15 protein-coding genes are annotated in these 23,949 nt (G+C 65.8%); 9 read left to right on the forward strand and 6 right to left on the reverse strand.

Going from position 1 to position 23,949, the window contains the following annotated elements:
* The first annotated feature begins 29 nt into the window (after positions 1 to 29).
* Positions 30 to 1,199 (forward strand): M20 aminoacylase family protein, encoded by a 1,170-nt coding sequence (locus ACZ1II_RS02925; RefSeq protein ID WP_465144306.1) that lies wholly within the window; start codon positions 30 to 32, stop codon positions 1,197 to 1,199.
* 68 nt (positions 1,200 to 1,267) lie between these two features.
* Here ACZ1II_RS02925 and ACZ1II_RS02930 read toward each other — a convergent pair whose 3' ends face one another.
* The gene (locus ACZ1II_RS02930) at positions 1,268 to 2,197 is read right to left on the reverse strand and encodes a 2-hydroxyacid dehydrogenase (protein ID WP_465144307.1); all 930 of its coding nucleotides are present in this window, start codon (positions 2,195 to 2,197) and stop codon (positions 1,268 to 1,270) included.
* A 171-nt stretch (positions 2,198 to 2,368) separates the two neighbouring features.
* Positions 2,369 to 4,504, reverse strand: a complete 2,136-nt coding sequence (locus tag ACZ1II_RS02935; RefSeq protein WP_465144308.1) for a TonB-dependent siderophore receptor — start codon at positions 4,502 to 4,504, stop codon at positions 2,369 to 2,371.
* Positions 4,505 to 4,894: 390 nt separating this feature from the next.
* Between ACZ1II_RS02935 and ACZ1II_RS02940 the strand changes: the two genes are divergently transcribed.
* From ACZ1II_RS02940 to pyrC, 4 genes are all read left to right on the forward strand, one after another.
* On the forward strand, positions 4,895 to 5,347 hold the full coding sequence (locus ACZ1II_RS02940) for a tRNA (cytidine(34)-2'-O)-methyltransferase (protein WP_465144309.1): 453 nt from the start codon (positions 4,895 to 4,897) through the stop codon (positions 5,345 to 5,347).
* 157 nt (positions 5,348 to 5,504) lie between these two features.
* Positions 5,505 to 8,144: a TonB-dependent receptor gene (locus tag ACZ1II_RS02945; protein ID WP_465144310.1), complete on the forward strand. Its 2,640-nt coding sequence runs from the start codon at positions 5,505 to 5,507 to the stop codon at positions 8,142 to 8,144.
* Complete coding sequence (locus tag ACZ1II_RS02950; protein ID WP_465144311.1) at positions 8,144 to 9,265, forward strand: Ca2+-dependent phosphoinositide-specific phospholipase C; 1,122 nt, start codon at positions 8,144 to 8,146, stop codon at positions 9,263 to 9,265. Before ACZ1II_RS02945 ends, ACZ1II_RS02950 begins: the two co-directional genes overlap by 1 nt.
* Positions 9,266 to 9,336: 71 nt before the next feature.
* On the forward strand, positions 9,337 to 10,374 hold the full coding sequence (gene pyrC, locus ACZ1II_RS02955) for a dihydroorotase (protein WP_465144312.1): 1,038 nt from the start codon (positions 9,337 to 9,339) through the stop codon (positions 10,372 to 10,374).
* 66 nt (positions 10,375 to 10,440) lie between these two features.
* Here pyrC and ACZ1II_RS02960 read toward each other — a convergent pair whose 3' ends face one another.
* Positions 10,441 to 11,043 carry a M17 family peptidase N-terminal domain-containing protein gene (locus ACZ1II_RS02960; protein WP_465144313.1) on the reverse strand — a complete coding sequence of 201 codons (603 nt, stop codon included), beginning with the start codon at positions 11,041 to 11,043 and terminating at the stop codon, positions 10,441 to 10,443.
* Between the two features lie 427 nt (positions 11,044 to 11,470).
* Between ACZ1II_RS02960 and ACZ1II_RS02965 the strand changes: the two genes are divergently transcribed.
* Positions 11,471 to 13,642 (forward strand): putative bifunctional diguanylate cyclase/phosphodiesterase, encoded by a 2,172-nt coding sequence (locus ACZ1II_RS02965; RefSeq protein WP_465144314.1) that lies wholly within the window; start codon positions 11,471 to 11,473, stop codon positions 13,640 to 13,642.
* 36 nt (positions 13,643 to 13,678) lie between these two features.
* Here the strand turns inward: ACZ1II_RS02965 and ACZ1II_RS02970 are convergent, their stop codons facing one another.
* Genes ACZ1II_RS02970 through ACZ1II_RS02980 form a run of 3 tightly spaced genes read right to left on the reverse strand, consistent with a single transcriptional unit; the run spans position 13,679 to position 19,979 of the window.
* Entirely contained in the window at positions 13,679 to 15,946 is a 2,268-nt protein-coding gene (locus ACZ1II_RS02970; RefSeq protein ID WP_465144315.1) for a beta-glucosidase, read from the reverse strand.
* Positions 15,943 to 17,496 carry a tryptophan halogenase family protein gene (locus ACZ1II_RS02975; protein WP_465144316.1) on the reverse strand — a complete coding sequence of 518 codons (1,554 nt, stop codon included), beginning with the start codon at positions 17,494 to 17,496 and terminating at the stop codon, positions 15,943 to 15,945. Before ACZ1II_RS02975 ends, ACZ1II_RS02970 begins: the two co-directional genes overlap by 4 nt.
* 17 nt (positions 17,497 to 17,513) lie before the next feature.
* The gene (locus ACZ1II_RS02980; protein ID WP_465144317.1) at positions 17,514 to 19,979 is read right to left on the reverse strand and encodes a TonB-dependent receptor; all 2,466 of its coding nucleotides are present in this window, start codon (positions 19,977 to 19,979) and stop codon (positions 17,514 to 17,516) included.
* Between the two features lie 200 nt (positions 19,980 to 20,179).
* On the opposite strand from ACZ1II_RS02980, the gene ACZ1II_RS02985 reads away from it, so the two are divergent.
* The 3 genes from ACZ1II_RS02985 to ACZ1II_RS02995 are packed head-to-tail and all read left to right on the forward strand — an operon-like array spanning position 20,180 to position 23,846.
* Positions 20,180 to 21,439, forward strand: a complete 1,260-nt coding sequence (locus ACZ1II_RS02985; RefSeq protein WP_465144318.1) for an MFS transporter — start codon at positions 20,180 to 20,182, stop codon at positions 21,437 to 21,439.
* A complete protein-coding gene (locus ACZ1II_RS02990) occupies positions 21,436 to 22,452 on the forward strand; it encodes a LacI family DNA-binding transcriptional regulator (protein WP_465144319.1) in 1,017 nt (338 codons plus the stop codon). The genes ACZ1II_RS02985 and ACZ1II_RS02990 overlap by 4 nt, the downstream gene beginning before the upstream one ends.
* 56 nt (positions 22,453 to 22,508) lie before the next feature.
* A complete protein-coding gene (locus ACZ1II_RS02995) occupies positions 22,509 to 23,846 on the forward strand; it encodes a M1 family metallopeptidase (RefSeq protein ID WP_465144320.1) in 1,338 nt (445 codons plus the stop codon).
* Positions 23,847 to 23,949 lie beyond the last annotated feature (103 nt).

Here is a 23,949-nt window from a genome sequence, read left to right on the forward strand (position 1 = left end):
GTCGAAACAATGCAGGACCGATGCCGCCCATGGATAGTCACGAGGAACTTGCCGCCATTGCCACGCTGCTGCCGCAGGTCACTGCGATCCGGCGCGATATCCATGCCCATCCGGAACTCGCCTATGAGGAACACCGCACCGCGGGGATCGTCGAGCGCGCCTTGCGGGAACTGGGGCTGGAAGTGACGACCGGGATCGGCGGCACCGGCGTGGTCGGCACCTTGCGCAAGGGCACGTCCGCGCGCTCCGTCGGGCTGCGGGCGGATATGGACGCGCTGGGCTTTCAGGAGGAAACCGGGCTGGCGCACCAGAGCACCGTCCCCGGCGTGTTCCACGGCTGCGGACATGACGGCCACACCGCAATGCTGCTGGGCGCCGCCCGCCATATCGCTGCCTCGGTGGATTTCGACGGTGTGGTCCACTTCATCTTCCAGCCTGCGGAGGAAGGTCTCGGCGGCGCCCGCGCGATGATCGAGGACGGACTGTTCGAGCGTTTCGATTGCGACGAAGTCTATGCCGTGCACAATTGGCCGGACTTGCCTGCAGGTCATTTCCAGACCCGCACCGGACCGATCATGGCCGCTGCCGACCGTTTCGAACTGATGATCCTGGGCAAGGGCGGCCATGCGGCGCTGCCGCACCAGACTCCGGATGCGATCCTGGCCGCCGCCGATCTGGTCATGCAGCTCAATACCATCGTCGCGCGCCGGGTGCCGCCGCAGGAGACCGCGGTGCTTTCGGTGACGATGCTGCACGCGGGAGCGACGCATAACGTGATCCCCGCCGAAGTGCGGGTAACCGGCACCGTGCGGACTTTCGCGCCTGCGGTGCAAGACCGCATCGAGGCCTCGCTGCGGGAAATGGCGGCCGGGGCCGCGCGCAGCCACGAAGTGGATATCGCCGTTCACTACGACAGGTACTATCCCGCGACCATCAACACCGAGGCCTGCGCCGAGCGCGCGCTTGCGGCGGCATCGGCGATTCCCGGCGTCGAGGCGGCACGGGCGCCGGAAGCGGCGTTCACGTCGGAGGATTTCTCCTTCATGCTCCAGGCGCGTCCCGGTGCCTATTGCTGGCTGGGTCAGGGGAGCGGGACGCAGTCTCCGGCGCTGCACAATCCGCGCTACGACTTCAACGACGAGGTCAGCGGCATCGGCATCGCCTGGTTCGCGAATGTCGTGCGCCAGGCGCTGGGGTAAAGCCGGAGGGGTGAAGCAGGTCGCGGCGCCCGGCGAAGGATGTCCTTGCCGGGAGCCGCGACGAACGATCAATAGCCGCGGCTGCGATCCACTTCGCCGGGGAGGGGCTTTCCGGCGAGTTCGTCGCGCAGGTTGCCGATCAGGGAATGGACCGCCGTCTCGATCCGCGTCACCCCGGCGACATGCGGGGTGACGAAGACGCGCGGATCGCTGCGGAACGGATGGTTCTCAGGCAGCGGCTCGACTTGCGCGACGTCGAGGACGGCGGCGGCGATCTGCCCGCTCTCGAGCGCGGCCAGGAGGTCCGCCTCCACCAGATGGCCGCCCCGCGCCGCGTTGACGAGGCGGGCACCGTGCGGCAGCCCGGCGAAGAGATCGTGCGAAAGGATGCCGCGCGTTTCATTGGTCAAGGGCAGCAGGCAGACGAGGATGTCGGTCCCGGCCAGGAAAGCGCCGAGTTCCTCGGCTCCGGCGAAGCATTCGGCGCCCTCGATCCGGCGCGGGCTGCGGTTCCAGCCGCGCAGGCGGAAGCCGAGCGGGGCCAGCATGTCCAGCGAGGCCCGGCCGAGTTCGCCGAGGCCCATGATCCCGACCGTGCGTTCCTCGCACAGCAGGGTGGGACGCTGGGTCCATTCGCCCCGCCGCTGGGCATCGAGATAGGCGGGAAAATCGCGGTGCAGCGCCAGTACGGCGGCGGCGACATATTGCGCCATGGTCGTGGTGATACCGGGTTCGATCATGCGCACTATGCGCACGTGATCGGGCACCCGCGACATGTCGAGCTGGTCGACCCCGGCGCCGATGCTGAACAGCACCTCCAGGCGCGGCAGCGCGGCAATCAGTTCGTCGGTGAGCTTCCAGGCAACGAGATAGCGGATATCCTGCGGATCGCCGAGATCGGGCCAGTGGCGGAATTCGACTTCGGGCAGCGCGCGGCGGAACTCGGCCTGCCAGGCGTGGCCGCGGATATCGGGGCCGACGTGGAGAATGGCGGTCATGCGGTATCCTTGTGCCCCGGCTGCGCCGATTTCCAGTCTTTTGCGACAATTCGCCGAGTCTTGGGGCCTAGTCTTGGGGCTGGGTCTTGAGCCGGCAGGTGCCGAGCCGGAATGGAAAAGTCCGCGACCGCCCCGGCGGGGGCGGGGACGGTCGCGGTAGTATGGTGTCTATCAGAACGAGAAGTCGGCGCGCAGGGTGATGGTGCGCGGGGTTCCCGGCGTGACCCAGTAGCGGTGGTAGGATGCGGAGTACCAGGTCTTGTCGAACAGGTTCGTCACATCGAGGCTGAACTTGATCTGCTCGGTCGGGCGGTAGCTGGCGTTGACGCGGGCCAGGGTATAGCCGGGGAGCCAGAAGTCGTAGCCGGTCTCGCCCAGGCGCTTGCTGGCCGCGTTGATGCCGCCGCCCAGGGTGAAGGTGCCGATGTCGCCCGCGTCGAATTCCTTCATGACCAGCAGGTTGCCGGCATGCTTGGGAATGTTGATGAGCGGATCGCCCGGATTGATCGTCAGGCCGAAAGCCGGGTCGAGCGCGGACTGGGTCCATACCGCATCGGTATAGGCATAAGTGGCATAGACGGTGAACCCGCCGGGCAGCTTCGCATTGACGTCGGCTTCGATGCCGCGGCTGCGGGCCTTGCCGCCGGCCAGGCTGAAGCCCGCGTTGAGCGGATCGGCGGTCAGCACGCCGTTCTTCTTCATGTGGTAGGCCGCGAGCGAGGCGGTGATCGCATTGTCCGGCGAGACATAGCGCAGGCCCGCCTCATAGGACTTGCTGGTTTCCGGACCGAAGGCATTGCCCGAGGCATCGACGCCGCTGTTGGGGCGGAAGCCGGTGCCGTAGCTGGCATAGAGGCTGAGGGTGTCGGTGATCTGGTACAGTGCGCCGACCGAGGGGCTGAACCGGGTCTTGGTGGTGTCGATCCCGCTGTCTATCTTCTGGTTGAAGTGATCGAAGCGCCCGCCGCCACGGATCTTCAGACTGTCGGTGATGTCGATCTGGTCCTGGAAGTAGATGCCCCAGGCGCGCTGCGTCTCGAAGGTGTTCTGCACGACCGCGGTGGTCGCGGGCAGCTGCCCGTAGACCGGATCGTAGATATTGATCGCGTTGTTGGCTGCGGTGATCGGGGCTCCGGCAGTATAGGCGACCGGACGATAGCGCGTCGAGAGCGTGTCGATCTCGAACTTGTCCCAGTCCCCGCCGATCAGGACGTGGTGGGTGAAGGGGCCGGTCTCGATATTGCCCGAGAGTTCCGCGCGGCCCGCCATGTAATCGGTGTCGTAGTCGCGGTGGCGGCGCTGGCGCGACAGATAGTTGCCGGTTTCTTCCAGTGTCTGGCGGCTTCCGGCCAGTTCGGCATCGCTCGAATAGCCGTCGAAGGTGGTCTTGCGGTAGTTGAAGCCGGCCAGGAACACCCAGTCTCCGCCGAGGTCCTGCTGGAGCTGTGCCTGATGGCCGAACACGGTGATGTGGTTGGGGCCGTCACCCGGCTCGCCGAAGAAGCGCGAGCGCGGGACCACGCCGAGCTTGCCGTCCACCGCGATCGTGCCGCGATCGAAGAACACGTACTGGTCGACGACTTCCATCTCGTAAGTCAGGGTCGTGCCGCTGGCGGGCTTGAACAGGACCGAGGGGGTCAGCACTTTCTTGCGCGACCAGATGTAGTCGCGGAAGCTGTCCGCTTCCTGCGCCGCGCCGTTGACGCGCACTGCCAGGTTGTCGGTGAGCTTCAGGTTGTAGTCGCCCTCCACCCGGTAGGTGTCATAGCTGCCGCCCGAAACCGCGAAGCTGCCGAAGCTGTCGTCGGTGGTGGCCTTCTTGGTGATGATGTTGACGGTGCCGCCGGGTTCGCCGCGACCGAAGACCGCGCCGTTGGGGCCTTTCAGGATGTCGATGCGCTCGATGTTCGAGGCGTCGCGCGGGCCGCCGTAGCCACGGCCGCCGTTGAAGCCGTTGACCAGGAAGCCGCTCGGGAAATTCTCGTCGCCGGCGAAACCGCGAATGGCGAAGGCGTCCCAGAGGCCGCCGAAGTTGTTCTGGCGGGCAATGCCGCTGGCAAGGTCGAGCGCGCTGTCGAGGCGGGTGATGTTGAGATCGGCCAGCATCTTGCCGTCGATTTCCTGCACGCTCTGGGGCACGTCCTTGAGCGGCACGTCGCCCCGGTACTGCTCGCGCTTGCCGTTCACGACGATATCATCGGCGGGCGCCGCATCGGGTGCTTCTGCTTCCGCCGCGAGAGCGGGAATGGCGGCCATCGCGCTACCGGCGACGAGGGCGAACTTAAATGCAGACTTCCATCGTGTCATGTCGTGACCCCTCATAAGGTACGTTTCGTTCGTCCTGCCTGCTTTTTCCAGCGCGCCCTGTTTTTGAGGTCTTCGGGGGACCTTTTTCCTGTGTGGCGGCCTTTTTTCGTTGTTCTCAGAGTATGGAGGGCAGCTGGGAATCTTTGATCGAAACGCGGTGCCTTCGCGGTCTTTTATGACGAAAAAAGACACCCCGCCGCGCATTATGCTGCCGTGCGGCAATGCTCCGGAAACAGTGGAATCTGCCGTTTTCCGGCCTTTTCATCGATATCGCGGCAACGACATTGCGACTGGGCGCGCTCGGATTTTGCCCGGCGTGCCGCGGGGCGGTTCGGCCCGGGCGCGCGAGAAGCGCTTGCATGGCTGGTGAGTCGGGGCCAAGGGGCCGGCATGCGCATTGCTCTCTTCGAACCGGAAATCGCTGGAAACGTCGGCGCCGTCCTGCGCCTCGGCGCGTGCATGGGGGCGGCGGTGGATATTGTCGAGCCCATGGGCTTCGTGTGGGACGATCGCAGGGTACGCCGCACGGCAATGGACTATATCGATCACGTCGTCATCCGGCGCCATGCCGATTTCGATGCGTTCAGGGCGACCATCGGATCGCAGAGGCTGGTGCTGTTCACCACCAAGACGCAGCGCTCCTCCTTCGATTTCGTCTATCGGCCCGACGATATCCTGCTGTTCGGCAAGGAGAGCGCGGGTGTGCCCGATGCCGTCGCGCAGGCATGCGATGAACGGGTGCGCATCCCCATGCGGCCCGAAGTGCGCTCGATGAACCTTGCGTCGTCCGCCGCGCTCGCGCTGGGCGAAGCCCTGCGGCAGACGGCGAGCCTGCCCGGCTGAATCGGCCTGCCGAAAATATTTCGCCTTAATTTCAGGATTCATCGAAGCGTCATCGCTTAGACCTCGAAGCGTCATCTCGGCTTCCTAGTGCGCGCCCCACGAACAATCGTTTGAAACTGGCGATCGAATTCGCCGTTCGATTTCGGGGAGCACCTCAATGCGTTTCACCAAGCGTGCGCTGGCATCGTCAGCGTCGACCGTCCTGCTTGCCTGCGCGAGCGTTTCCGCCATGGCGCAGAGCGCGCCCGTCCCTGCCGGGGACGACGGCGTGAACGGCGAGGATATCGTCGTCACCGGCAGCTATGCCCGCAGCCTCAGCGCCGCCACCGAGGCCAAGCGCAATGCTTCCTATGGCGTGGATTCGATCAATTCGACCGATATCGGCAAGTTCCCGACCCAGAACGTCGCCGAGGCGCTGCAGCTTGTCACCGGCGTCACGATCACCCGTCCGCGCGGCGAGGGTCTGAGCGTCAGCGTGCGCGGCCTTGGTCCGCAGTTCCAGAATACCCTGCTCAACGGCAGCCCGGTGGCGGTCAACGAAGTGATCGAGAACGGCGGCGCCGCCGGTCGCCAGTTCCGCTTCGAAATGCTCCCGGCCGAGTTCACGTCCAGCATCGACGTGGTGAAGACGCCGACCCCGGACATGACCGAGGGCGCACTCGGCGGCAATATCAACGTCAAGACCTTCGAGCCGTTCGACGTCGGCACCAAGACCACGCTGAACCTGCGCGGCACTTACACGACCCAGACCGACAAGGTGAAGCCGAACGCGACGCTGATCACCAGCTGGGTCAACAAGGACGATACCTTCGGCGTGCTCGTCGGCGGCCAGTACTGGGCCAAGGACGTGCGCAACGACCGCTTCATGAACTTCGGTTGGTACAAGGACCGCTTCGCCTCGGCGCTGGGTGAGGGCTATTACCTGCCGACCCGCACCCGCCCGACCGTGGAGACCGAGAAGCGCGAGCGCATTTCCGGCATGCTCTCGATGCAGTGGCGGCCCAATCCCGAGATGACGACGACGCTCAACGTCCTCGCCACCCGTCTCGACGTCGCCTATGACGAGTTCGGTCTCGACATCTTCCCTGACGATACCAGCGTCGCCGGCCATCGTCCGATGATCGATCCGGACAGTGTCGTGCTCGACGGCGATACTGTGGTGAAGGCGACGATCAACGACGTGCGCTTCATGGCCTCGCGCGAATACAGCCTCAACCGCCACGATCTCATCAACGTCGGCCTGCGCCAGACCTGGGACCATGACGCCTGGCACGTTTCCGGCACCGCGAACTGGTCCTTCGCGCATAGCTATCACCCGAGCTACGATGTCGGCACCGTGCGCAGCCGTGCGATGTTCTTCGCGCCGCTGACTTATGATGCGACCGGCGGCTACAAGAACGTCCCGACCTTCAACACCACGGTCGATGCGACCAATCCGGCGAACTACCAGCTCTACCAGTTCAACATCGCGCCGAAGAACAGCAAGGACTGGAATTTCTACTCGCGCGCCGATGTGGCGCACGATTTCGAAGGCTTCATCACCAAGCTCGCGGTCGGCGGCGAATACCAGTTCCGCAAGCGCGACTATTCGCGCCGCGACTTCCTGGTGACGCCTGCCGCAAACACGCCGCTCTCCAGCCTCGGCTCGGGCGCCTATGAGCAGTTGCCCTTCGACGACTATCTCCAGGGCCTTGGCGGCGACATCCCGCGCAGCTTCCTGGTGCCGGTGACGCAGGCCTATCTCGACGCCTTCTTCACGCCGACGGTTGAAAATTCGGCGCTCACCGCCTCCGATCTGGCCGCCTCGTTCCGCACGACCGAAAAGATCTGGAGCGCCTATGCCCGCGCCGATTACGCCTTCTCGCTGGGCGGCGTGCCGGTCACCGGCAACCTGGGCCTCCGCTACGTCCACACCGACCAGGTGGCGAGCGGCAACTTGCGCAGCGGCAATGCGACCACCCCGGTCAGCTACCCCAAGACCTTCAACAACGTCCTGCCCAGCTTCAACCTGCGGGCCGAACTGTCCGACACGCTGGTCGGCCGCCTGGGCGCCAGCCGCGTCCTTACCCGTCCCAACGTGACCGACAGCGCGCCGCGCATCACCGTCTCCACCGACGCGCCGACGGCCAGCGGCGGCAACCCGAATCTGGTGCCGTTCCTCGCCACCCAGTTCGACGGCTCGCTGGAATGGTACTTCAACCGCTCGGGTTCGCTGACCGGCGCGGTGTTCTACAAGGCGATGGACGACTACATTACCCAGCAGAACGTCGCCATCGACATTCCGGGCCGCGGTACCGTGCAGCTCAGCACCCAGCTCAACGGCGGCAAGGCCAAGGTCTACGGCTTCGAGGCAGCCTATCACCAGGTCTTCACTTTCCTGCCGCAGCCGCTGGATGGCCTCGGCCTACAGGCCTCCTATACCCGCACTTCGGTGAAGGCCGACTACACGGCAGGTTCGCGCACGATCGAGGACGAGATGATCGGCCTGTCGAAGAACAGCTTCAACGTCGTCGGCTTCTACGAGAAGGGACCGATCTCGACCCGGCTGTCCTACGTCTGGCGCGATCGTTACCTCTCGGGCACCGGCAGCACCACGCAGGCGCCGACCTACACCGCCGCATTCGGCTCGCTGGACGGCTCGATCGCCTATCGCCTGACCGACAATGTGACCCTGAGCCTGGAGGCGATCAATATCGCCGGTGCGCGCCAGTATACCTACAACGACAATCCGCTGCGTTTCGGCGAGATCAACGACTACGGCACGACGATCCTGTTCGGCGCGCGGGCGGAATTCTGATGCGCCGGGCCATCGCTTTCGCCGCGCTTTCGGCAATCGCATTCGATGGGGGCGCTTCGGCGTCCCCGCCGCCTGCTCCGCAAGCCGCAAACCTGCGGATGAACGACATCCAGGTCGTCGGCTCGCACAACAGCTTCAAGGCGCAGATTCCGCCTGAAGTCATGGCAGAACTGCGCCGCCGCGATCCACGTCTGGCCGAGGGTCTGGACTATTACCATCTGCCGCTGGCCGCCCAGCTCGATGCGGGCGTCCGGCAGATCGAGATCGATATCTTCGCCGATCCCGAAGGCGGACGCTATGCCGCCCCCAAGGGCGCGAAGCTCGTGACCGGCTCTGACGGCAAGCATGGCTTCGACAAGGCGGCGATGCAGGCGCCGGGCTTCAAGGTTCTGCACATTCCGGACATCGACTACCGGGCGACCTGTGCCACGCTGGCCCGCTGCCTCGGCGAAGTCGATGCCTGGTCGCGGGCGCATCCCGGCCATCTGCCGATCATGATTACGCTCAATGCCGCCGATACGCCGAATTCCAGCGAAGTGACCGCGCCGCTATCGCTTGCCGATGCAAAGCTGCTCGATGCGCTGGACGGCGAGATTCGCAAGGCTTTACCGGGCAAGCGGCTCATCGCGCCGGACGAAGTGCGGGGCAAGGCCGCCAGCCTGGCCGAAGCGGTGAAGACCGGGGGCTGGCCCAGCCTCGATGCGGCGCGGGGGCGGATCTATATCCTGCTCGACGTGCGTGCGGCGGTCTCGGACGTCTACAGGGCGGGCCATCCTTCGCTGCGGGGCCGGGCGATGTTCGGCTGGTATCCCGACGGCGAACCGGAAAGCGCGATCCAGATCGTGCAGGACCCGCTGGTCGACGGCGCTAAGATTCGCGAACTGGTGAAATCCGGCGTGATCGTGCGGACCCGCAGCGATGCGAACACCGTCGAAGCACGGACGCATGACCTTTCCAAGGCCCGCGCGGCGGAAGAAAGCGGCGCCCAGGCGGTCAGTACAGACTACTATCCGGGGGCACCGGACCCGGTGGGCCTGCATTTCACCGTCACTCTGCCGGGCGGTGCCATGGCGCGCTGCAATCCGGTCCGTGTGGCGGGAGACTGCAAGATCGCGCCCTGAGAGTCATCTGACCCTGCGATGCGGGCGCGTCGGTCTCGACGGCCCGCATCGAGGGGGCTAGAGCGGTGCGCATGACCTCACAGATCACCATCCGCCGCCCCGACGACTGGCATGTGCATCTTCGCGACGGCGAGATGCTGAAAGCGGTCGTCGGCTACACCGCCCGCCAGTTCGCGCGCGCCATCGTCATGCCAAACCTGACCCCGCCGGTCGTCAATGTGGCGACGGGCGAGGCCTATCGCCAGCGAATCCTCGATTCGCTGCCCGCCGGTTCGGACTTCACGCCGCTGATGGTCGCCTATCTGACCGACGATGCCGATCCGGAAGAGATCGCGCGCGGCTACGAGCAGGGCGTCTTTGCCGCCTGCAAGCTCTACCCTGCCCATGCCACGACCAATTCGGCGCATGGCGTCACCGATATCCGCAAGCTCACCGGCCTGCTGGAGACGATGCAGCGGATCGGGATGCCGCTGCTGATCCACGGCGAAGTGACGGACCGCGAGATCGACATCTTCGACCGCGAGGCGGTGTTCATCGAGCAGGTGCTGGCTCCGCTGGTCCGCGACTATCCGGGGCTGAAGATCGTCCTCGAACACATCACTACGGCGGAAGCCGCCGAGTTCGTGGAAGCGAGCGGTCCGCTGATCGGTGCGACGATCACCCCGCAGCACCTCATCATCAACCGCAACGCCATTTTCGACGGCGGCATTCGCCCCCATGCCTATTGCCTGCCGGTGGCAAAGCGCGAGCGCCATCGTCTGGCAGTGCGCAAGGCGGCGGTTTCGGGATCGCCGAAGTTCTTCCTCGGCACCGACAGCGCGCCTCATGCGATCGGCCGCAAGGAATCCGCCTGCGGCTGCGCAGGCATCTTCAATGCGCCCTACGCGCTGGAAAGCTATGCCAGGGTGTTCGACGAGGAAGGCGTTCTCGACCGGCTGGAAGGCTTCGCTTCCGAACATGGCCCCCGCTTCTACGGTCTGCCGCTGAACGAGGGCACCGTCACGCTGAAGCGTGAAGAGGTGACCGTGCCGGAAGTGATCGCCGAAGGCGACTTGCGCATCGTTCCCTTCCATGCAGGCGAGACGCTCCAGTGGCGTCTGGTGGACTGAGCCGCCATCTGCACCTTTGATGCGAAGTGATGTGATCGGCGGTTTCTTGCCGCCGGTCGCATGCCTTCAGATGTCCTGGTCGGACAGAGCGCCGCGGAAGTTCTCGATAGCGGCTGCCAGTCGAGCTTCGCCGACATCGAAAATCCAGCGTTCCAGCCGAGGCGCTTGCGCAAGGCCCATCTCGACAAGCAGGCTTCGGGCCTTCAGGGCCGCCACAAGCCCGCCGGTCAGGTTCGTGGGTGCACCTTGGGTTTGACCCGGTGAAAGGCCGCTGTCCAGCATCCCCGGCGCGAAGGCGGCGCTGCGCACGCCGAGAGCCAGCGCAAACGCACCTGCCGTGCGGAGGGCTTCGTGCAGGCGGGAAGTGGACCAGCCTTCAGGCTCGCCAAGCCCCACCAGCAGCAAGGCGCGGGCACGAACCGTTGCAGGCGGGCTGTCCAGCAGCAGGCATTCGCCCAGAGCGCCGGTGAAGCTGCCGCTGCGGCGCAGGTCCAGCAGCTTTCCTTCCAGTGCGGCATCGAGATGAGCCAGCCCGCCGGATAGCTCCTGAGCGGCTTCGCGGGCGAACATCCCGGCACAGGACAAGTCGACATCGGCGCCGACCGCATCCCACGGCGCCACTTCGATGGAGACGCCATAGGCGGAACCGACGGGTGTAGCGGATGTCATTTCGTGTTCCGATCTCTGGCGATTCAGGAGTGGGCAGGGTTGAGGAGAGCGTTCCTCCGGCCTTGGAGACAGGTCTACGACAGGCGGCGCTTGCCACAAACCTGGATAAATCCCGAGGTTTCGTTCGTATAAATGGAAAGGTCGTTTCCAGGTTTCCCGCAGCAAGCTGGCCGGGGCGTCGCGCCGGACGAGAAATGCGGGCGAAGAGTATCGAAGCGGCGGTCAGGTGCCGTGAAACGCCGAATTTCTTCCTAAAATGAAGAGATGCTGCATCGCCGGGAGCAATCTTTTCGAGCGTGCTGCCATTTGGTTGCAATTTGTAGAGGAAAGCCGCGTAGTGAAGGTCATTCCGAGGGATCCCCGATCCTGCGGTAGCAACTAGGGATCGCACATGCTTCTTGGCCAGAAACTAGCGGGACACCGTGGGGTGATTGCGATCGTCGGTCTGCTCGGACTGACCGTCGGCGGTTCCGCGGCGCTGTTCGTGACGTCCCAGTCGATGGACCGCAATGCGGCCGACCGCCAGCAGGAACAGGTGCAGAAGGCCGTGGAGCGGACCCTTTCGGGTTCGGGGGTACAGGCCGCGGCCATCGCCGCGAGACTGGAACCCGCGCAGCGGATCGCGCAGCTCGGCCCTGACGAAGCCGCAACCTGGCTGGACAACGAACTGGGCCGCCCCACGGTCTCCGGCGATACCACCAAGTCGGTGGCGATCATGACGCGCTCGGAAGCGATCTATGGTTACACCAAAGGCGGCCGGGCCGATAAGGAGGACCTCGACGAGATTCGGGATGCCGCCGCCCGGCTCGTCGCGTCGCTGGACGAGAAGCAGGCAGCCAAGCCCGATGCTGGACCTGAAGCGAAGCCCACGCCCGCGAGGGAGGCGTTGCTGACGAAATCCGACCTCAATACCGTGCGCGGAACGCCTGTCATAATCGCGGCCTCGCGTTTGCCCGGTTCCGGTGAGCCGCTGGCACTCATCACCATGACATATATGGACGAACCGTTTCTGAATCGCTGGGGCAGCACGCTGATGCTGGACCGCTTCGGAGTCGTGGGGCCACGCGACACGCCTGCGCCGGGCCTGCGCAGCGTGGAGCTTGCCGCCGACGACGGCACTGCGCTTGGCCGCATGGTCTGGCGTCCGGCCCACCCCGGAGAGGCCATCCGCAGCTATGTGATTCCGGCCACGCTGGCGATCGGCGCTCTGGTCCTGGGTCTGTTCCTGATGCTGGCACACCGCGCGAACGCACTGAGGGCAGAAGCCGACGCCAGTTCCATGCGCGCGCGGTTCCTCGAACGCTTCGATCCGGATACCGGGCTGGTGAACCGCGTCACGTTCATCAAGCAGCTGGAACACGTTGCAGGATCGCACCCCTGCCAGCTCGTTCTGCTCGACATCGACGATTTCAGCACGATCAACGAAACCCTCGGCCACGAGGTCGGCGACGAGGTGGTGCGCGAGTTCGGACAGCGCCTGCTCCGCGAATTCCCCGGACCGCGCTGTCTGGTGGCCCGCCTGGACGGTGACGAGTTTGCAGTGCTGATCGCCGGCAATGCCGACGTCCACGATCTGGGGCCGCGTTCGACCGGCATAGTCATCAGCCGCGAGGGCGGCGAGCAATCGGTGATCGCGGTGACGATCTCTGCCGGAATTGCGGTGGCACCCGAGCACGGCCATTTCGCCGGTGCGCTGATGCGCCATGCCGATATCGCGCTGGGCGCGGCCAAGGCGGCCGGACCGGCGAGCCATGTCGTCTATAACCCGGCGCTCGGCGAGAGCTTCATGAGCCGCAAGGGTCTGGAAGCGCGCATGAAGAAGGCGATCGAGGACGAGGGTTTCGAGCTGTTCTACCAGCCGATCATCAGCCTGCGCACGATGAAGCCTTCGGGCGTCGAGGCGCTGCTGAGGCTCAAGCAGGGGGCCACCGATACCCCGGCGGTCTTCGTGCCGGTGATCGAGAAGCTGGGCCTGATGCCGCAGCTCGGCGCCTGGATCATCCAGCAGGCGTTTCGCGACAGCCGCCGCTGGCCGGACTTGCGCACCTCGATCAACCTTTCGCCGCTCCAGCTGGAAAATCCGGCGCTGCTCGACCAGATCGACTTCAACCGCGCCCGTTTCCATGTCTCGCCGGGCGCCATCGGTTTCGAGATCACCGAAGGCGTGCTGCTCAACAAGTCGGCGACAGTCCACGCCAATCTCCAGGGCTTGCGCGAGCGCGGCTACATCATCGCGCTCGACGACTTCGGTACCGGCTATTCCTCGCTCAGCTATCTGTCTGAATTCGAGATTCACCGTCTGAAGCTGGACCAGAGCTTCATTCGCGGCGGGCGCCTGAGCGAAGGGCGCAGCGCGGTCCTGGTGCAGGGCGTGATCGACATCTGCCACAAGCTGGGCATCGATGTCGTGGCCGAAGGTGTCGAGGACCTTGCCGAAGCGGCAACCCTGCGCGAATGGGACTGCGATTTCGCGCAGGGCTATCAGTTCGGCAAGCCCGCTCCGGCGCGGGTGGCGGCACAGAACCTTATCAACCTGCAAAACCAGGCGATTTCGATCATCGACTATCGCACCGGGGAGCCGCGCCTCGGCCTTCAGTGAATTCGGCGGCGGGAATGCCCGCCGCCGTTATGGCCATCAGGGTCTTGCGGTGATCCGGTCGAGATTGGCCGAACCGGCCAGAGCCGCGTCACCGGCGAAATGGCCGATGCGCAGCGGGTAGGCGCCGGCATCGACGACCCAGCCCGGTGCGGCATTATCGAAGCGGGCGATGACGCGCGGATCGACGGTCAGCGTGACGTGGCGGGTCTCGCCGGGTTGGAGCCGGACTTTCTCGAACCCGGCGAGGCGATAGGCTTTGGTGCCCGCCGCGCTTTTTGCCTCGACATAGAGCTGCGGCACGTCGGCACCCGCGCGCTTGCCGCTGTTGGTGACGTCGAACTCCACAGTCAGCTTCGCGCCGTCCGAGACCTTGAGGTTGGCATAGCGGAAGCTGGTATAAGTGAGGCCATAGCCGAACGGGAAGAGCGGCTTCTCGTTCTTCGCGGCGTACCAGCGATAGCCGACATCGGCGCCTTCCGGGTAGTCCACGGTGAAGGGCGCGACGCCGCCGCTCATGCCGTAGACGGTCTTGTCGCCCGCATCGCGGCGCGCGTCGGCGGCGTAAAGTTCGGCGAGGCCCAGCGGTTCGGGGCGCGGCGCCTGCTTGACGGCGGCCGGGAAGGTGATCGGCAGGCGACCCGAGGGATCGACATCGCCGAACAGGATATTGGCGATCGCCTCGCCGCCGCGCTGGCCGGGATACCAGGCTTGCAGGATCGCGGGCACGCGGTTCACCCAGGGCATCAGCACCGGACCGCCCGCCTCGACGACGACCAGCGTCTTCCTGTTGGCGCCCGCGATGGCATCGATCAGCGCGTCCTGATTGTCGGGCAGGGCCATGCTCTCGGGGTCCTGCGCTTCGGTGCGCCAGGCCCAGGCGAAGACCACGGCCATGTCCGCGCCTTTGGCTGCGGCAGCGGCGGCCTTGGGATCGCTGCCGTCCACATAGGTCACGCTGGCCCCCGGTGCGAGCGCCTGGATCGCCTTCAGCGGCGAGGAGGCATGCCAGGTGATCCGCGCGAAGGAAGCGGCGGCGCCCTTGGTCAGCGGAATCTCCACCGGCGCGCCGCCCACCGAGCGGACCTGCGAGGAACCACCGCCCGAAAGCACGCCCACATCGGCATGGGCGCCGATCAGCACGATCTTCTTTGCGCTCTTCGCCAGCGGCAGCAGGTTGCCCTCGTTCTTGAGCAGGACGATGCCTTCCTCCGCCGCGCGCTGGGCGACTTCGGCATGCGCAGCATAGTCGATGGGCTGGGCGCTCTCGGGGACGGGATTGTCCATCAACCCGCTGTCGATCACGCCGAAGAGGATGCGGCGGACCATGTCGTCGAGGCGGCTCATCGGGATGCGCCCGGCCTTCACGGCTTCGGCGAATTTGGTGTCGAAGAACATCTGGTCGTCCAGTTCCTGCCCGGAATCCTGGTCGAGGCCGTTGATCGCGGCCTTCTCGGTCGAGTGGACCGCGCCCCAGTCGGACATGACCCAGCCCTTGTAGGCCCAGTCCTGCTTGAGCACCTTGTTCAGCAGCCAGTCGTTCTCGCAGGCATAGTCGCCGTTGACCTTGTTATAGGCGCACATGACCGAAGCGGGACGGCCCGCCTCGATGCCGAGCTGGAAGGCGAGCAGGTCGCTTTCGCGCAGTTCCGCCGTGCCGATCCGGGCATCGAGCACGGTGCGGCCGGTCTCCTGCGAATTGAGCGCGAAGTGCTTGATGGTGGAGACGATGTGGTTGCTCTGCACGCCCTTGATGTGCTCGCCGACCATGACGCCCGCGAGCAGCGGGTCTTCGCCGAGGTATTCGAAATTGCGCCCGTTCCAGGGATCGCGGGTGAGGTTGACGCCGCCTGCGAGCAGGACGTTGAAGGTCTTGGCGCGCGCTTCGGCGCCGATCATCGCGCCGCCTTCATAGGCAAGCTGCGGATTGAAGGTGGCAGCGGTGGCGATGCTGGCGGGGAGCGCGGTGGCGACGTCGCCCTTGCGCTGCTCGATCTGGTTGGCGACGCCGAGGCTGGCGTCGCTTTCCCGCAGGGTCGGGATGCCGAGGCGCGGAATGCCGGGGATGTGGCCTGCCGAGGGGATCATCGCGATCGGCGGCACCGGCTTGGCCAGCGGCGGGAAATAGCCGTGAACGAGTTGCAGCTTCTCTTCCAGCGTCATCGCCCTGACCAGCGCATCGGCGCGCGCTTCCGCCGATTGCGCGGTGCTGGCGGTGGGGGCCGCGGCCTGTTGCGCCAGAACCGGCGACGTCAGGCTGGTGCCGAGGGTCAGGGCGGCAAGCAGGGCGGCAATCTTCATCGTCATCGGGAAACCTTGGCTGGAGCGGTGCCCATGCGGGCGTGATAGTGATCGAGCAGGGAGCGGTGATCGGGCAGGGCGCCGCGCGCACCGGCATGGGCTGTGCGGACGCGGGCGAAGACTTCGCAAGCTTCCTGAGCGCCGGGATAGCGCTCTATTCCGGCCGCGAGCCGGGTCTCGAAGCCCATGCCGTAGAGGATGTAGTGGTAGCTGGGCGGCAGGAACGTCTCCAGATCGACCACGAAGTCGAACCGCGAGGGTGGGCGCTGGCGCCACTGGGCCAGCATGTCCTGCAAGGCTTCCGGGATCGAGGCTGGATCGGCATTGTCACGCCAATAGGCGGTGTCGGTGCGCCGGGTGATGCAGTAGTGGAGCTTGAGGAAATGGACGATGCGCTCGAAGCGCGCGGCCATCAGCCGGTTGACGCTGCGCGCGGCGGCATCGCGGGCGCTGCGCTCGCCGGGGACGAGGAACTCGCCGATCATCTTCAGCGCCGCTTCGATCAGCATGATGCCGGTCGATTCCAGCGGCTCGAAGAACCCGGCGGAGAGACCCACGGCGACGCAGTTGCCGATCCACTGGGTCTGGCGGTAGCCGGTCTCGAAGCGAAGCTGGCGCGGGGTGAGGTGATCGCCTTCGTTGCCCAGATAGCGGCGCAAGGTCGCTTCCGCCTCGTCGTCCGAGCAATGGCGGCTGGAGTAGACATAGCCGACGCCCCGGCGTTCGCTGAGGCCGATATCCCAGGTCCAGCCCGCCTCATGCGCGGTCGCCAGCGTATAGGGCCGAACCGGTGCGCCGGGCTGGGCGTAAGGAACCTGCATGGCCAGCGCGCGGTCGTTAAACAGGCTGTCCGAGCAGGAGGTGAAGCCTGCGCCCAGTGTCTGGCCGATCAGCAGCGCGCGGAAGCCGGAGCAGTCGAGGAAGAAGTCGCCTTCCACGCGGCGACCGTCTGTCAGCATGAGTGCGGCGATATCGCCGTCCTCAGCCTGCTCGACTTGCGCCACGGTTCCTTCGATGCGCATGACCCCGGCAGCGACGGAGATGTCGCGCAGATAGTCCGCAAACCGGGCCGCGTCGAAGTGGTAGGCATAGTTCATCGGCCCGGAGAAGTCGGGGTCTTCCGCCCGCTTCGGCGCGCGACCGGCGCGGATGACTTGCTCCTGCACGGTGACGGCATCGGCCCAGGGCAGGCGCGTATCGCTGTCGTCGGCAATCCAGTGCGGCAGGAGCGCTTCGTCCTCGCCGCCGACAGGCAGGTTGAAAGGGTGGAAATAGCTGTCGCTGCCGGTGGCCCAGCCGTCAAAGAGCACACCTTGCTTGAAGGTGGCGTCGGCCCGGACCAGGAATTCCGCCTCGCTGATCCCGAGGCCCGCCAATGTCGTGCGGATCGTCGGGAACGTGCCTTCTCCCACGCCGATGTTGCCGATCTCGCTGGATTCGACCAGCGTGATATCGCGCATCTTCAGCGTGCGGGAAAGGTAGGCGGCGGCCAGCCATCCGGCCGTGCCGCCGCCCAGTATGACGACGCGACCGGAGGAGGGGTAGTCGGTCGTCATTGTCTTTCAGCCCTTCGTCAGAAGCTCGCGCGGGCGCGGACGCCCCAGGTACGCGGCGGCTGGAGGTTCGAGAGGAACACCGGATCGTAGCGCGGCGCGCCGAAGGCACCGGCACCGGTCCGGATGTGCCCGTTCTCGATGTTCTGGACGAAGGCCTCGACCGAGTACTTGCCGTCGGCGGGCTCGAAGCGGATCGAGGCGTCGGAGCGGAAGTAGGCCTTCTGCTTGTCCCACGAGGTGCCGTTGGTGCCACGGTCGGGCATGTTGTCGGCCGGGTCGTTGGCGTTCACGAAGGGGTTGGCGTCGCCGTTGAAGTAGCTCAGCCAGCTCTTGGTTTCGTAATGGGTGGTGAAGCGCGGGGTGATCCGCGCGCCGCTCGCCAGTTCGAAGTCGTGCTCGTAGCTGAGCGTCGCCGAGAAGCGCGGCGCGTGGGCCAGTTCGTTGCCCCTCAGCTGCACGATCGAGGAGGCCTTGCCGCCGTCGTAGAGACGCCCGTCGACGCTTTCCAGATCGTCCAGCTTGGTCTTCTGCAGCGTGGCCGAGAAGTTCAGGCGGTCTGCGGGGGTGAAGGTGGCATTCATTTCCGCTTCCAGACCGTAAGCCTTCGCGCCCTTGGCGTTCTGGGTCACGATCTGGCTGCGTACGACATTGCCGTCATCGTCGCGGAAGGTCACGGCCTGGTTGACCTGATATCCCTTGAAGTCGGAATAGTAGGCGGCGAGGTTCAGCGTCAATGCGCGGCCCAGCAGGCGGGTCTTGAGGCCGACTTCGTAGTTGGTCAGCGTCTCGGGATCGGTCAGACCGGCATTGTCCTGAATATTGCCCGACTTGAAGCCGGTGGAGATGCTGGCGTAGCCCAGCGTGTCCTCGGCCAGGTCGGCATCGACGCGGGCGAGGTAGGTCAGCTTGTCCCACTTGCCCTTCACGTCGTTGTTCGAGATCGAGAAGCCGGGCAGCAGGGCGACCAGTTCCGCAGCTGAGGCACCCGGATAGGCGCCGAAGATGCCGCCGGTGCAGGCGCCGCCGGGTGCCTTGTCGGCAGCGGTGCAGCCTTCGCCCGAGAAGGTCACGTTGCGGCCGCCGATATCCTGCTTCTTGTCCGAGGTGTAGCGCAGGCCGCCGGTGAAGCGCAGCCAGTCCGACGCATGCCAGACGGCCTGTCCGAACACGGCGCGGCTGTCGATCTGGCGGTTGGCCTGGATGAAGCTGCCCGCCCAGCTGAAGGTGCCGTCGCGGTAGCCGTTGCGCTGGTCGATATCGAAGCGGATCTTGTTCTTCTCGTGACTGTAATAGGCGCCGAGAATCCAGTCGATGTCATTCTCGCCGGTGGACTTGAGCTGGAGTTCGTGGCTCTGGAAGTCGTAGCGCGAGGAGAGCGTGGCGTTCTCGTTGAAGGCGCCGAGCGGCAGGTCGTTGCCGTCCGCGTCCTTCTGGCCGGTCGGGGGCAGGGCGCCCGCGTCGGCATCGGTGCGGGTGCTGCCGCCGATGCGCGACCAGCCCGCGATGTAGCTGAGCTGCACACCGTCCGTGATATCGTAGTTCATCGTGCTGCGCACGGCGACCGAGTAGCGGTCGGTCTCGGGCGCGGTGTCGCTGAGCGTGGACCAGCGCTTGGTGCCTGCGCGCGGCGTCTGAAGCAGGCCGATCACCGGCGCGCCATTGTCGAGGAAGCCTTCGCCCGAGAGGTTCCAGCTGAACTTGTCGCTCGGCTGCCAGAGCATCGAGACGCGGCCCGACTGCTGGTCGGCGGCGTAGTATTTCTTGCCCGAAGTGACGAAGGCGGACTTGTTGATGCCGACAATATCGGGCGCGGCCTGGTAGTCGGCATAGCCGTCATGACGGTCGCTGACGAAAGCGACGCGGAAGGCCAGGGTGTCGGTGACGGGGATGTTGATCGCGCCGCGCACGCCGAAGCGTTTGTAGGCACCGCCGACCACTTCGACATTGCCGGAGAACTCGCCGAGCTTCGGCTTGGCCGAGACCAGGCTGAGCGCGCCGACCGTGGCGTTGCGGCCGAACAGCGTGCCCTGCGGGCCGCGCAGCACTTCCACGCGCTCCATGTCGTACATCAGCACCGAGGCGCCCTGCGAGCGCGGCGAGTAGACGCCGTCGATATAGATCGCGACTTCGGGGTCGGCCACTTCGGTATAGGCGCTGTCGTTGCCGATGCCGCGCAAGGTCAGCAGCACCGCCGACTGGTCGCCCTGCTGGTTGAACTGCAGCGAGGGAACGAAGCGGGCGAGGTCGGTGACGTCCTTGACGCCGTTCTTGGTCAGGGTTTCCTGACTGAAGGCCGAGATCGCGATCGGGGTCGATTGCAGGGTGGTTTCGCGGCGCGTGGCGGTGACGATGATGTCGCCATCCGAGACTGCCGGTGCAGCCTGCTGGGCGGGTGCCGCCGCGTCCTGCGCATGAGCGACGGTGGAAATGGAAAATAGGCAAGCCGCGAGCGCTGTGCCCGCGACGAGATCGTGCCTCGTCATGTCATCCTCCCAGATGGTTTTGTACCTTGTGAAGGGCTGATGGCCAGAATCTGACATCGATGTCAAGCGGGTTCGGAACCATTCCGGCAATGATTTGACATCGATGTCAGATTATGGTGTCCAAGTGTGGATTTCGTGACACAGCCTGTCCGAGGCGGGGCCGTTTGCCCCCGATTGCCATCACCTGCCGAGTGCCATAGATGTCCGCCATGACGCTTTCCCCGCCGATCGATAGCCCATCCGCCTCGCCGGAATTCGTGGCACGGCGCCTGTTCTGGTTGTCCATCGGGGTCTTCTTTATCGGCGGTTTCCTGAGCGCCTCGGTCAGCCTGCTGGTGCCGCAGCTGCGCTCGGTGCTCTCGCTGGACTACAAGGCGGTGCTGCTGGTGCAGCTGGCGTTTCACTCCAGCTATTTGCTCTTCGCGCTGCCTGCCGCGCTGGCCGTGGTGCGGATCGGCTATATGCGGGCGATCGCCATCGGCCTGACGGTGATGACCGCCGGTTGCCTCGCGCTGACACTGGCGCAGGGCATGCGGCAATTCCTGCTGGTGCTGGCGGCGCTGCTGCTGCTCTCGGCCGGGCAGACGGTGCTTCAGATCGCAGCTAACACGGTCGTCACTGTCATCGGACCCTCACGTCGCTCGGCCTTCCGGCTCAACTTGCTTCAGGGGTTCAATTCGCTGGGGACGGTGCTGGGGCCGCTGCTGAGCGCGCCATTCCTGCTGGCCAACATCGCGCCGGGTTCGCGGGGGGAAGTCACCGCCTCGATCCCCTTCATCGCCATCGGCGCGCTGTTGGCCGGGCTGTCCACGCTCTATCTTGGCCATCGCACTTTGCTGGCGGGCGCTTCGGAAAGGGCGGGAAACAGGCTGCCGCAGGGATGGTCACGGCAGATTTTCGCAGTGCTGGGCGACCGGCGATTGCTCTGGGGGGCGGTCGCGATCTTCGTCTATGTCGGCGCGGAAGTGACGATCGGCACCTTGATGACCAACGTGCTGATGCTGCCCGAGCGGCTGGCGCTGGAGCCAGTGAGTGCGGGGCGGCTGGTCAGCCTCTACTGGGGCGGCGCCATGGTCGGGCGCTTCGGCGGCGCCTGGCTGATGACATGGATTCCGGAGGCGCGGCTGCTGCTCTATGCCGCCTTGGGCGCGGTGGCGCTGACCGTGGCGGCAGTGATGCTGCCCGGCGCGGCGGGCGCCGTGGCGCTGATCGCGGTGGGTCTGTGCAATGCGATCATGTACCCGACGATCTATGCGCTGGCGATGCCGCAGGACAAAAGCCGCGCGCCGCTGGCGTCGATGTGGCTCTGCATGGCGGTGGTCGGCGGCGCCGTGGTGCCGATCCTGACCGGGACGGCGGCGGATGCCTTCGGCCTGCTGTCGGCGCTGCTGCTGCCTGCGCTCTGCTATGCCGTTATCGCGGCATTCGCGGCGATGTGCGTAAGGGAACGGGAAGCATGAGCGTCGTCACCATCAAGGATGTCGCGGCCCGCGCGGGAGTGTCCCCGAAGACGGTGTCGCGCGTCATCAATGGCGAGGCCCATGTCCGGCCCGAGGTGCGCGATCTCGTGCAGAAAGTCGTCGCCGAACTCGACTATCGGCCCAATGCCTTCGCCCGCAGCCTGTCCAGTTCGCGCTCCTACCTGCTGGGACTGTTCATCGACGATCCCGTCTCGGGCTATGCCGCCGATGTCCAGCATGGTGCGCTCATGGGGTGCCGCGCGCGCAGCTATCACCTCGTGGTCGAGCCGGTGGACCTGACCGCGCCGGACTGGGCCGGGGAAGTGCGCGCCAGCATCGCCGCGCTGCGGCTCGACGGCGCCGTCGTTGCGCCGCCGATCTGCGACGATGCCGCGCTCATGGCCATTTTCGCCGAGGCGGGGCTTCCCACCGTGCTGGTCGCGCCGAGCATGGCGCCGCCGAGATCGGGAACGGTGCGGATGGACGACCGGCGTGCGGCGCAGGAGATGACCGACTATCTCGTCGGCCTCGGCCATCGCCGGATCGGCTTCGTGCAGGGGCCGCTCAGCCACAGCGCCTCGGCGCGGCGCGAAGAGGGCTTCCGCGCGGCCATGGCGGCGGCGGGCCTGGCCGTCGACGAGGCCTGCGTGATGCGCGGAGACTTCACCTCGCGCTCGGGTATGGAACTGGGCGAGCATCTGCTGGCACTGCCGGAGCGGCCGACCGCGATCTTCGCCGCCAACGACGACATGGCGCTCGGCGTGCTGATCACCGCGATGAAGCTGGGCATCGCCGTGCCCGAGCAACTGTCGATCTGCGGCTTTGACGATGCGCCTTCCTCTCGCGCGGCCTGGCCGCAACTGACCACCGTGCGTCAGCCCAAGGCGGAAATGGCCAAGGCGGCGGTCGATATTCTGGTCGATCCCGAATTCCGCCGAAAGGCCGGTGGTGAGGGATCGCATCTGATGCTGCCGCATGAAATGGTCGTGCGGGGCAGCACTGGCCCCGCCTGAGACTGGACGGGCCGCGCGCGGTTTCCTATCCCCTGCCTGCCGGAACGGGGGAAACGATGCGCAATATCAAGCGGATGGCACTGGGCGCCTTGGCGACGGCAGTGATGGCGTCAGCCGTTCCCACGCTTGCCGAGGACCTGCCGGGCGAAGGCTTCGACGTGATCCGCTATGCCCTCGCGCTCACCCCGGACCTGACGAATGCCGCGCTTTCGGGTCGCGAGACGATCGCCTTTCGCGTGACGGCGGCCGGTCTCGACCGGCTGGTCTTCACCGGCAATGCGCTCACCATCGATAGCGTCCGGCTGAACGGCAAGGTGCTAGTTCCGGTGCAGCGGGGCAAGGCGCTCGTGTTCGAACTGGACAAGCCCCTGCCGCTTGGTCGCCGGGGCAGGCTGGAACTCACCTACCATGGCCGCCCCGCGCGTGGGTTCGCGAGATCGGCCAAGGCGCTCTACACCAGCTACTTCGCCTGCGACTGGATGGTCTGCGTGCAGGATAGCTTCGGCGACAAGGCGGCGTTCTCGCTCGACCTGAGGGTCCCTGCGGGCATGGACAGCCTGTCGGTCGGCCGCCGAACCGCGAAGCGCGCGGGACCGGACGGCAGCGAAATCCATCGATGGCGGGCGGCGCGGCCTTACCCGGCCTATCTCTACGGCTTCGCGATTGGCCGCTTTACTGAAGTGCGGTCGGAGAAGCTGCGGTTGCTCAGCGATGTAGCCGATTCCGCTAACTTGAAGCGGCGCTTTGCCGAAACCGGGGATATAGTCCGGTTCTTTTCCGAAAAAGCCGGGCTACCGCTTCCCGCAGGCGAGTATACCCAGCTTCTGGTGCGCGGGGACGAAGCGCAGGAGGCTGCGACTTACTCCGTTCTCGGTCTCGATGCCGTGCCCGATCAGCCGGGCGATCCGGCGGAGGACTGGGCGATCGCTCACGAACTGGCGCATCAGTGGTGGGGCAATCTCGTGACGTGCACGGCGCTTCGGGAGTTCTGGCTCAACGAGGGGATCACCACGTTCATGGCGGCGGCCTGGAAGGAACATCGCCATGGCCGCGCGGCTTATGAGGCCGAACTCGATCTTGCGCGCCAGCGGCTGACGCGGGCGCGCGAGAAGGGTTTCGACAAGCCGCTCGCCTGGGGCGGGTCTTATCCGTCGCTGGGTGCGCGGCGTGCCGTGCAGTACAGCAAGGGCGCGCTGTTCATGGACCGGCTGCGCGGCGAACTGGGCGAGGCGGCATTCTGGGCGGGTCTGCGTCGCTACACGCGCGGCCATGCCGGGGGCACCGTGACCAGCCTCGATCTCCAGCGCGCGATGGAAGCGGCGAGCGGCCGGGACTTGCACGCGCTTTTCGCGGAATGGGCGTTCGGCAGCGACGATGCGGCAGAAAGGGGGTGACGCCGCTGCGGCTCTCCCGATAAGGCGCTCCCTGACAAATGGATGGCCGGTGATTTCCGGCAGACAGGCGGAAGGTGTTTGGATGAAGAAGTGGTGGGCCCGG

Source organism: Novosphingobium sp. BL-S-20 (genome assembly GCF_055521635.1).

What these genes read in the sequence shown, in the direction of transcription:
- ACZ1II_RS02925 (WP_465144306.1), top strand. Translation starts at nt 30, where the DNA reads ATGGATAGTCACGAGGAACTTGCCGCCATTGCCACGCTGCTGCCGCAG.
- ACZ1II_RS02930 (WP_465144307.1), bottom strand. Translation starts at nt 2,197, where the DNA reads ATGACCGCCATTCTCCACGTCGGCCCCGATATCCGCGGCCACGCCTGG.
- ACZ1II_RS02935 (WP_465144308.1), bottom strand. Translation starts at nt 4,504, where the DNA reads ATGACACGATGGAAGTCTGCATTTAAGTTCGCCCTCGTCGCCGGTAGC.
- ACZ1II_RS02940 (WP_465144309.1), top strand. Translation starts at nt 4,895, where the DNA reads ATGCGCATTGCTCTCTTCGAACCGGAAATCGCTGGAAACGTCGGCGCC.
- ACZ1II_RS02945 (WP_465144310.1), top strand. Translation starts at nt 5,505, where the DNA reads ATGCGTTTCACCAAGCGTGCGCTGGCATCGTCAGCGTCGACCGTCCTG.
- ACZ1II_RS02950 (WP_465144311.1), top strand. Translation starts at nt 8,144, where the DNA reads ATGCGCCGGGCCATCGCTTTCGCCGCGCTTTCGGCAATCGCATTCGAT.
- pyrC (WP_465144312.1), top strand. Translation starts at nt 9,337, where the DNA reads ATGACCTCACAGATCACCATCCGCCGCCCCGACGACTGGCATGTGCAT.
- ACZ1II_RS02960 (WP_465144313.1), bottom strand. Translation starts at nt 11,043, where the DNA reads ATGACATCCGCTACACCCGTCGGTTCCGCCTATGGCGTCTCCATCGAA.
- ACZ1II_RS02970 (WP_465144315.1), bottom strand. Translation starts at nt 15,946, where the DNA reads ATGACGATGAAGATTGCCGCCCTGCTTGCCGCCCTGACCCTCGGCACC.
- ACZ1II_RS02975 (WP_465144316.1), bottom strand. Translation starts at nt 17,496, where the DNA reads ATGACGACCGACTACCCCTCCTCCGGTCGCGTCGTCATACTGGGCGGC.
- ACZ1II_RS02980 (WP_465144317.1), bottom strand. Translation starts at nt 19,979, where the DNA reads ATGACGAGGCACGATCTCGTCGCGGGCACAGCGCTCGCGGCTTGCCTA.
- ACZ1II_RS02985 (WP_465144318.1), top strand. Translation starts at nt 20,180, where the DNA reads ATGTCCGCCATGACGCTTTCCCCGCCGATCGATAGCCCATCCGCCTCG.
- ACZ1II_RS02990 (WP_465144319.1), top strand. Translation starts at nt 21,436, where the DNA reads ATGAGCGTCGTCACCATCAAGGATGTCGCGGCCCGCGCGGGAGTGTCC.
- ACZ1II_RS02995 (WP_465144320.1), top strand. Translation starts at nt 22,509, where the DNA reads ATGCGCAATATCAAGCGGATGGCACTGGGCGCCTTGGCGACGGCAGTG.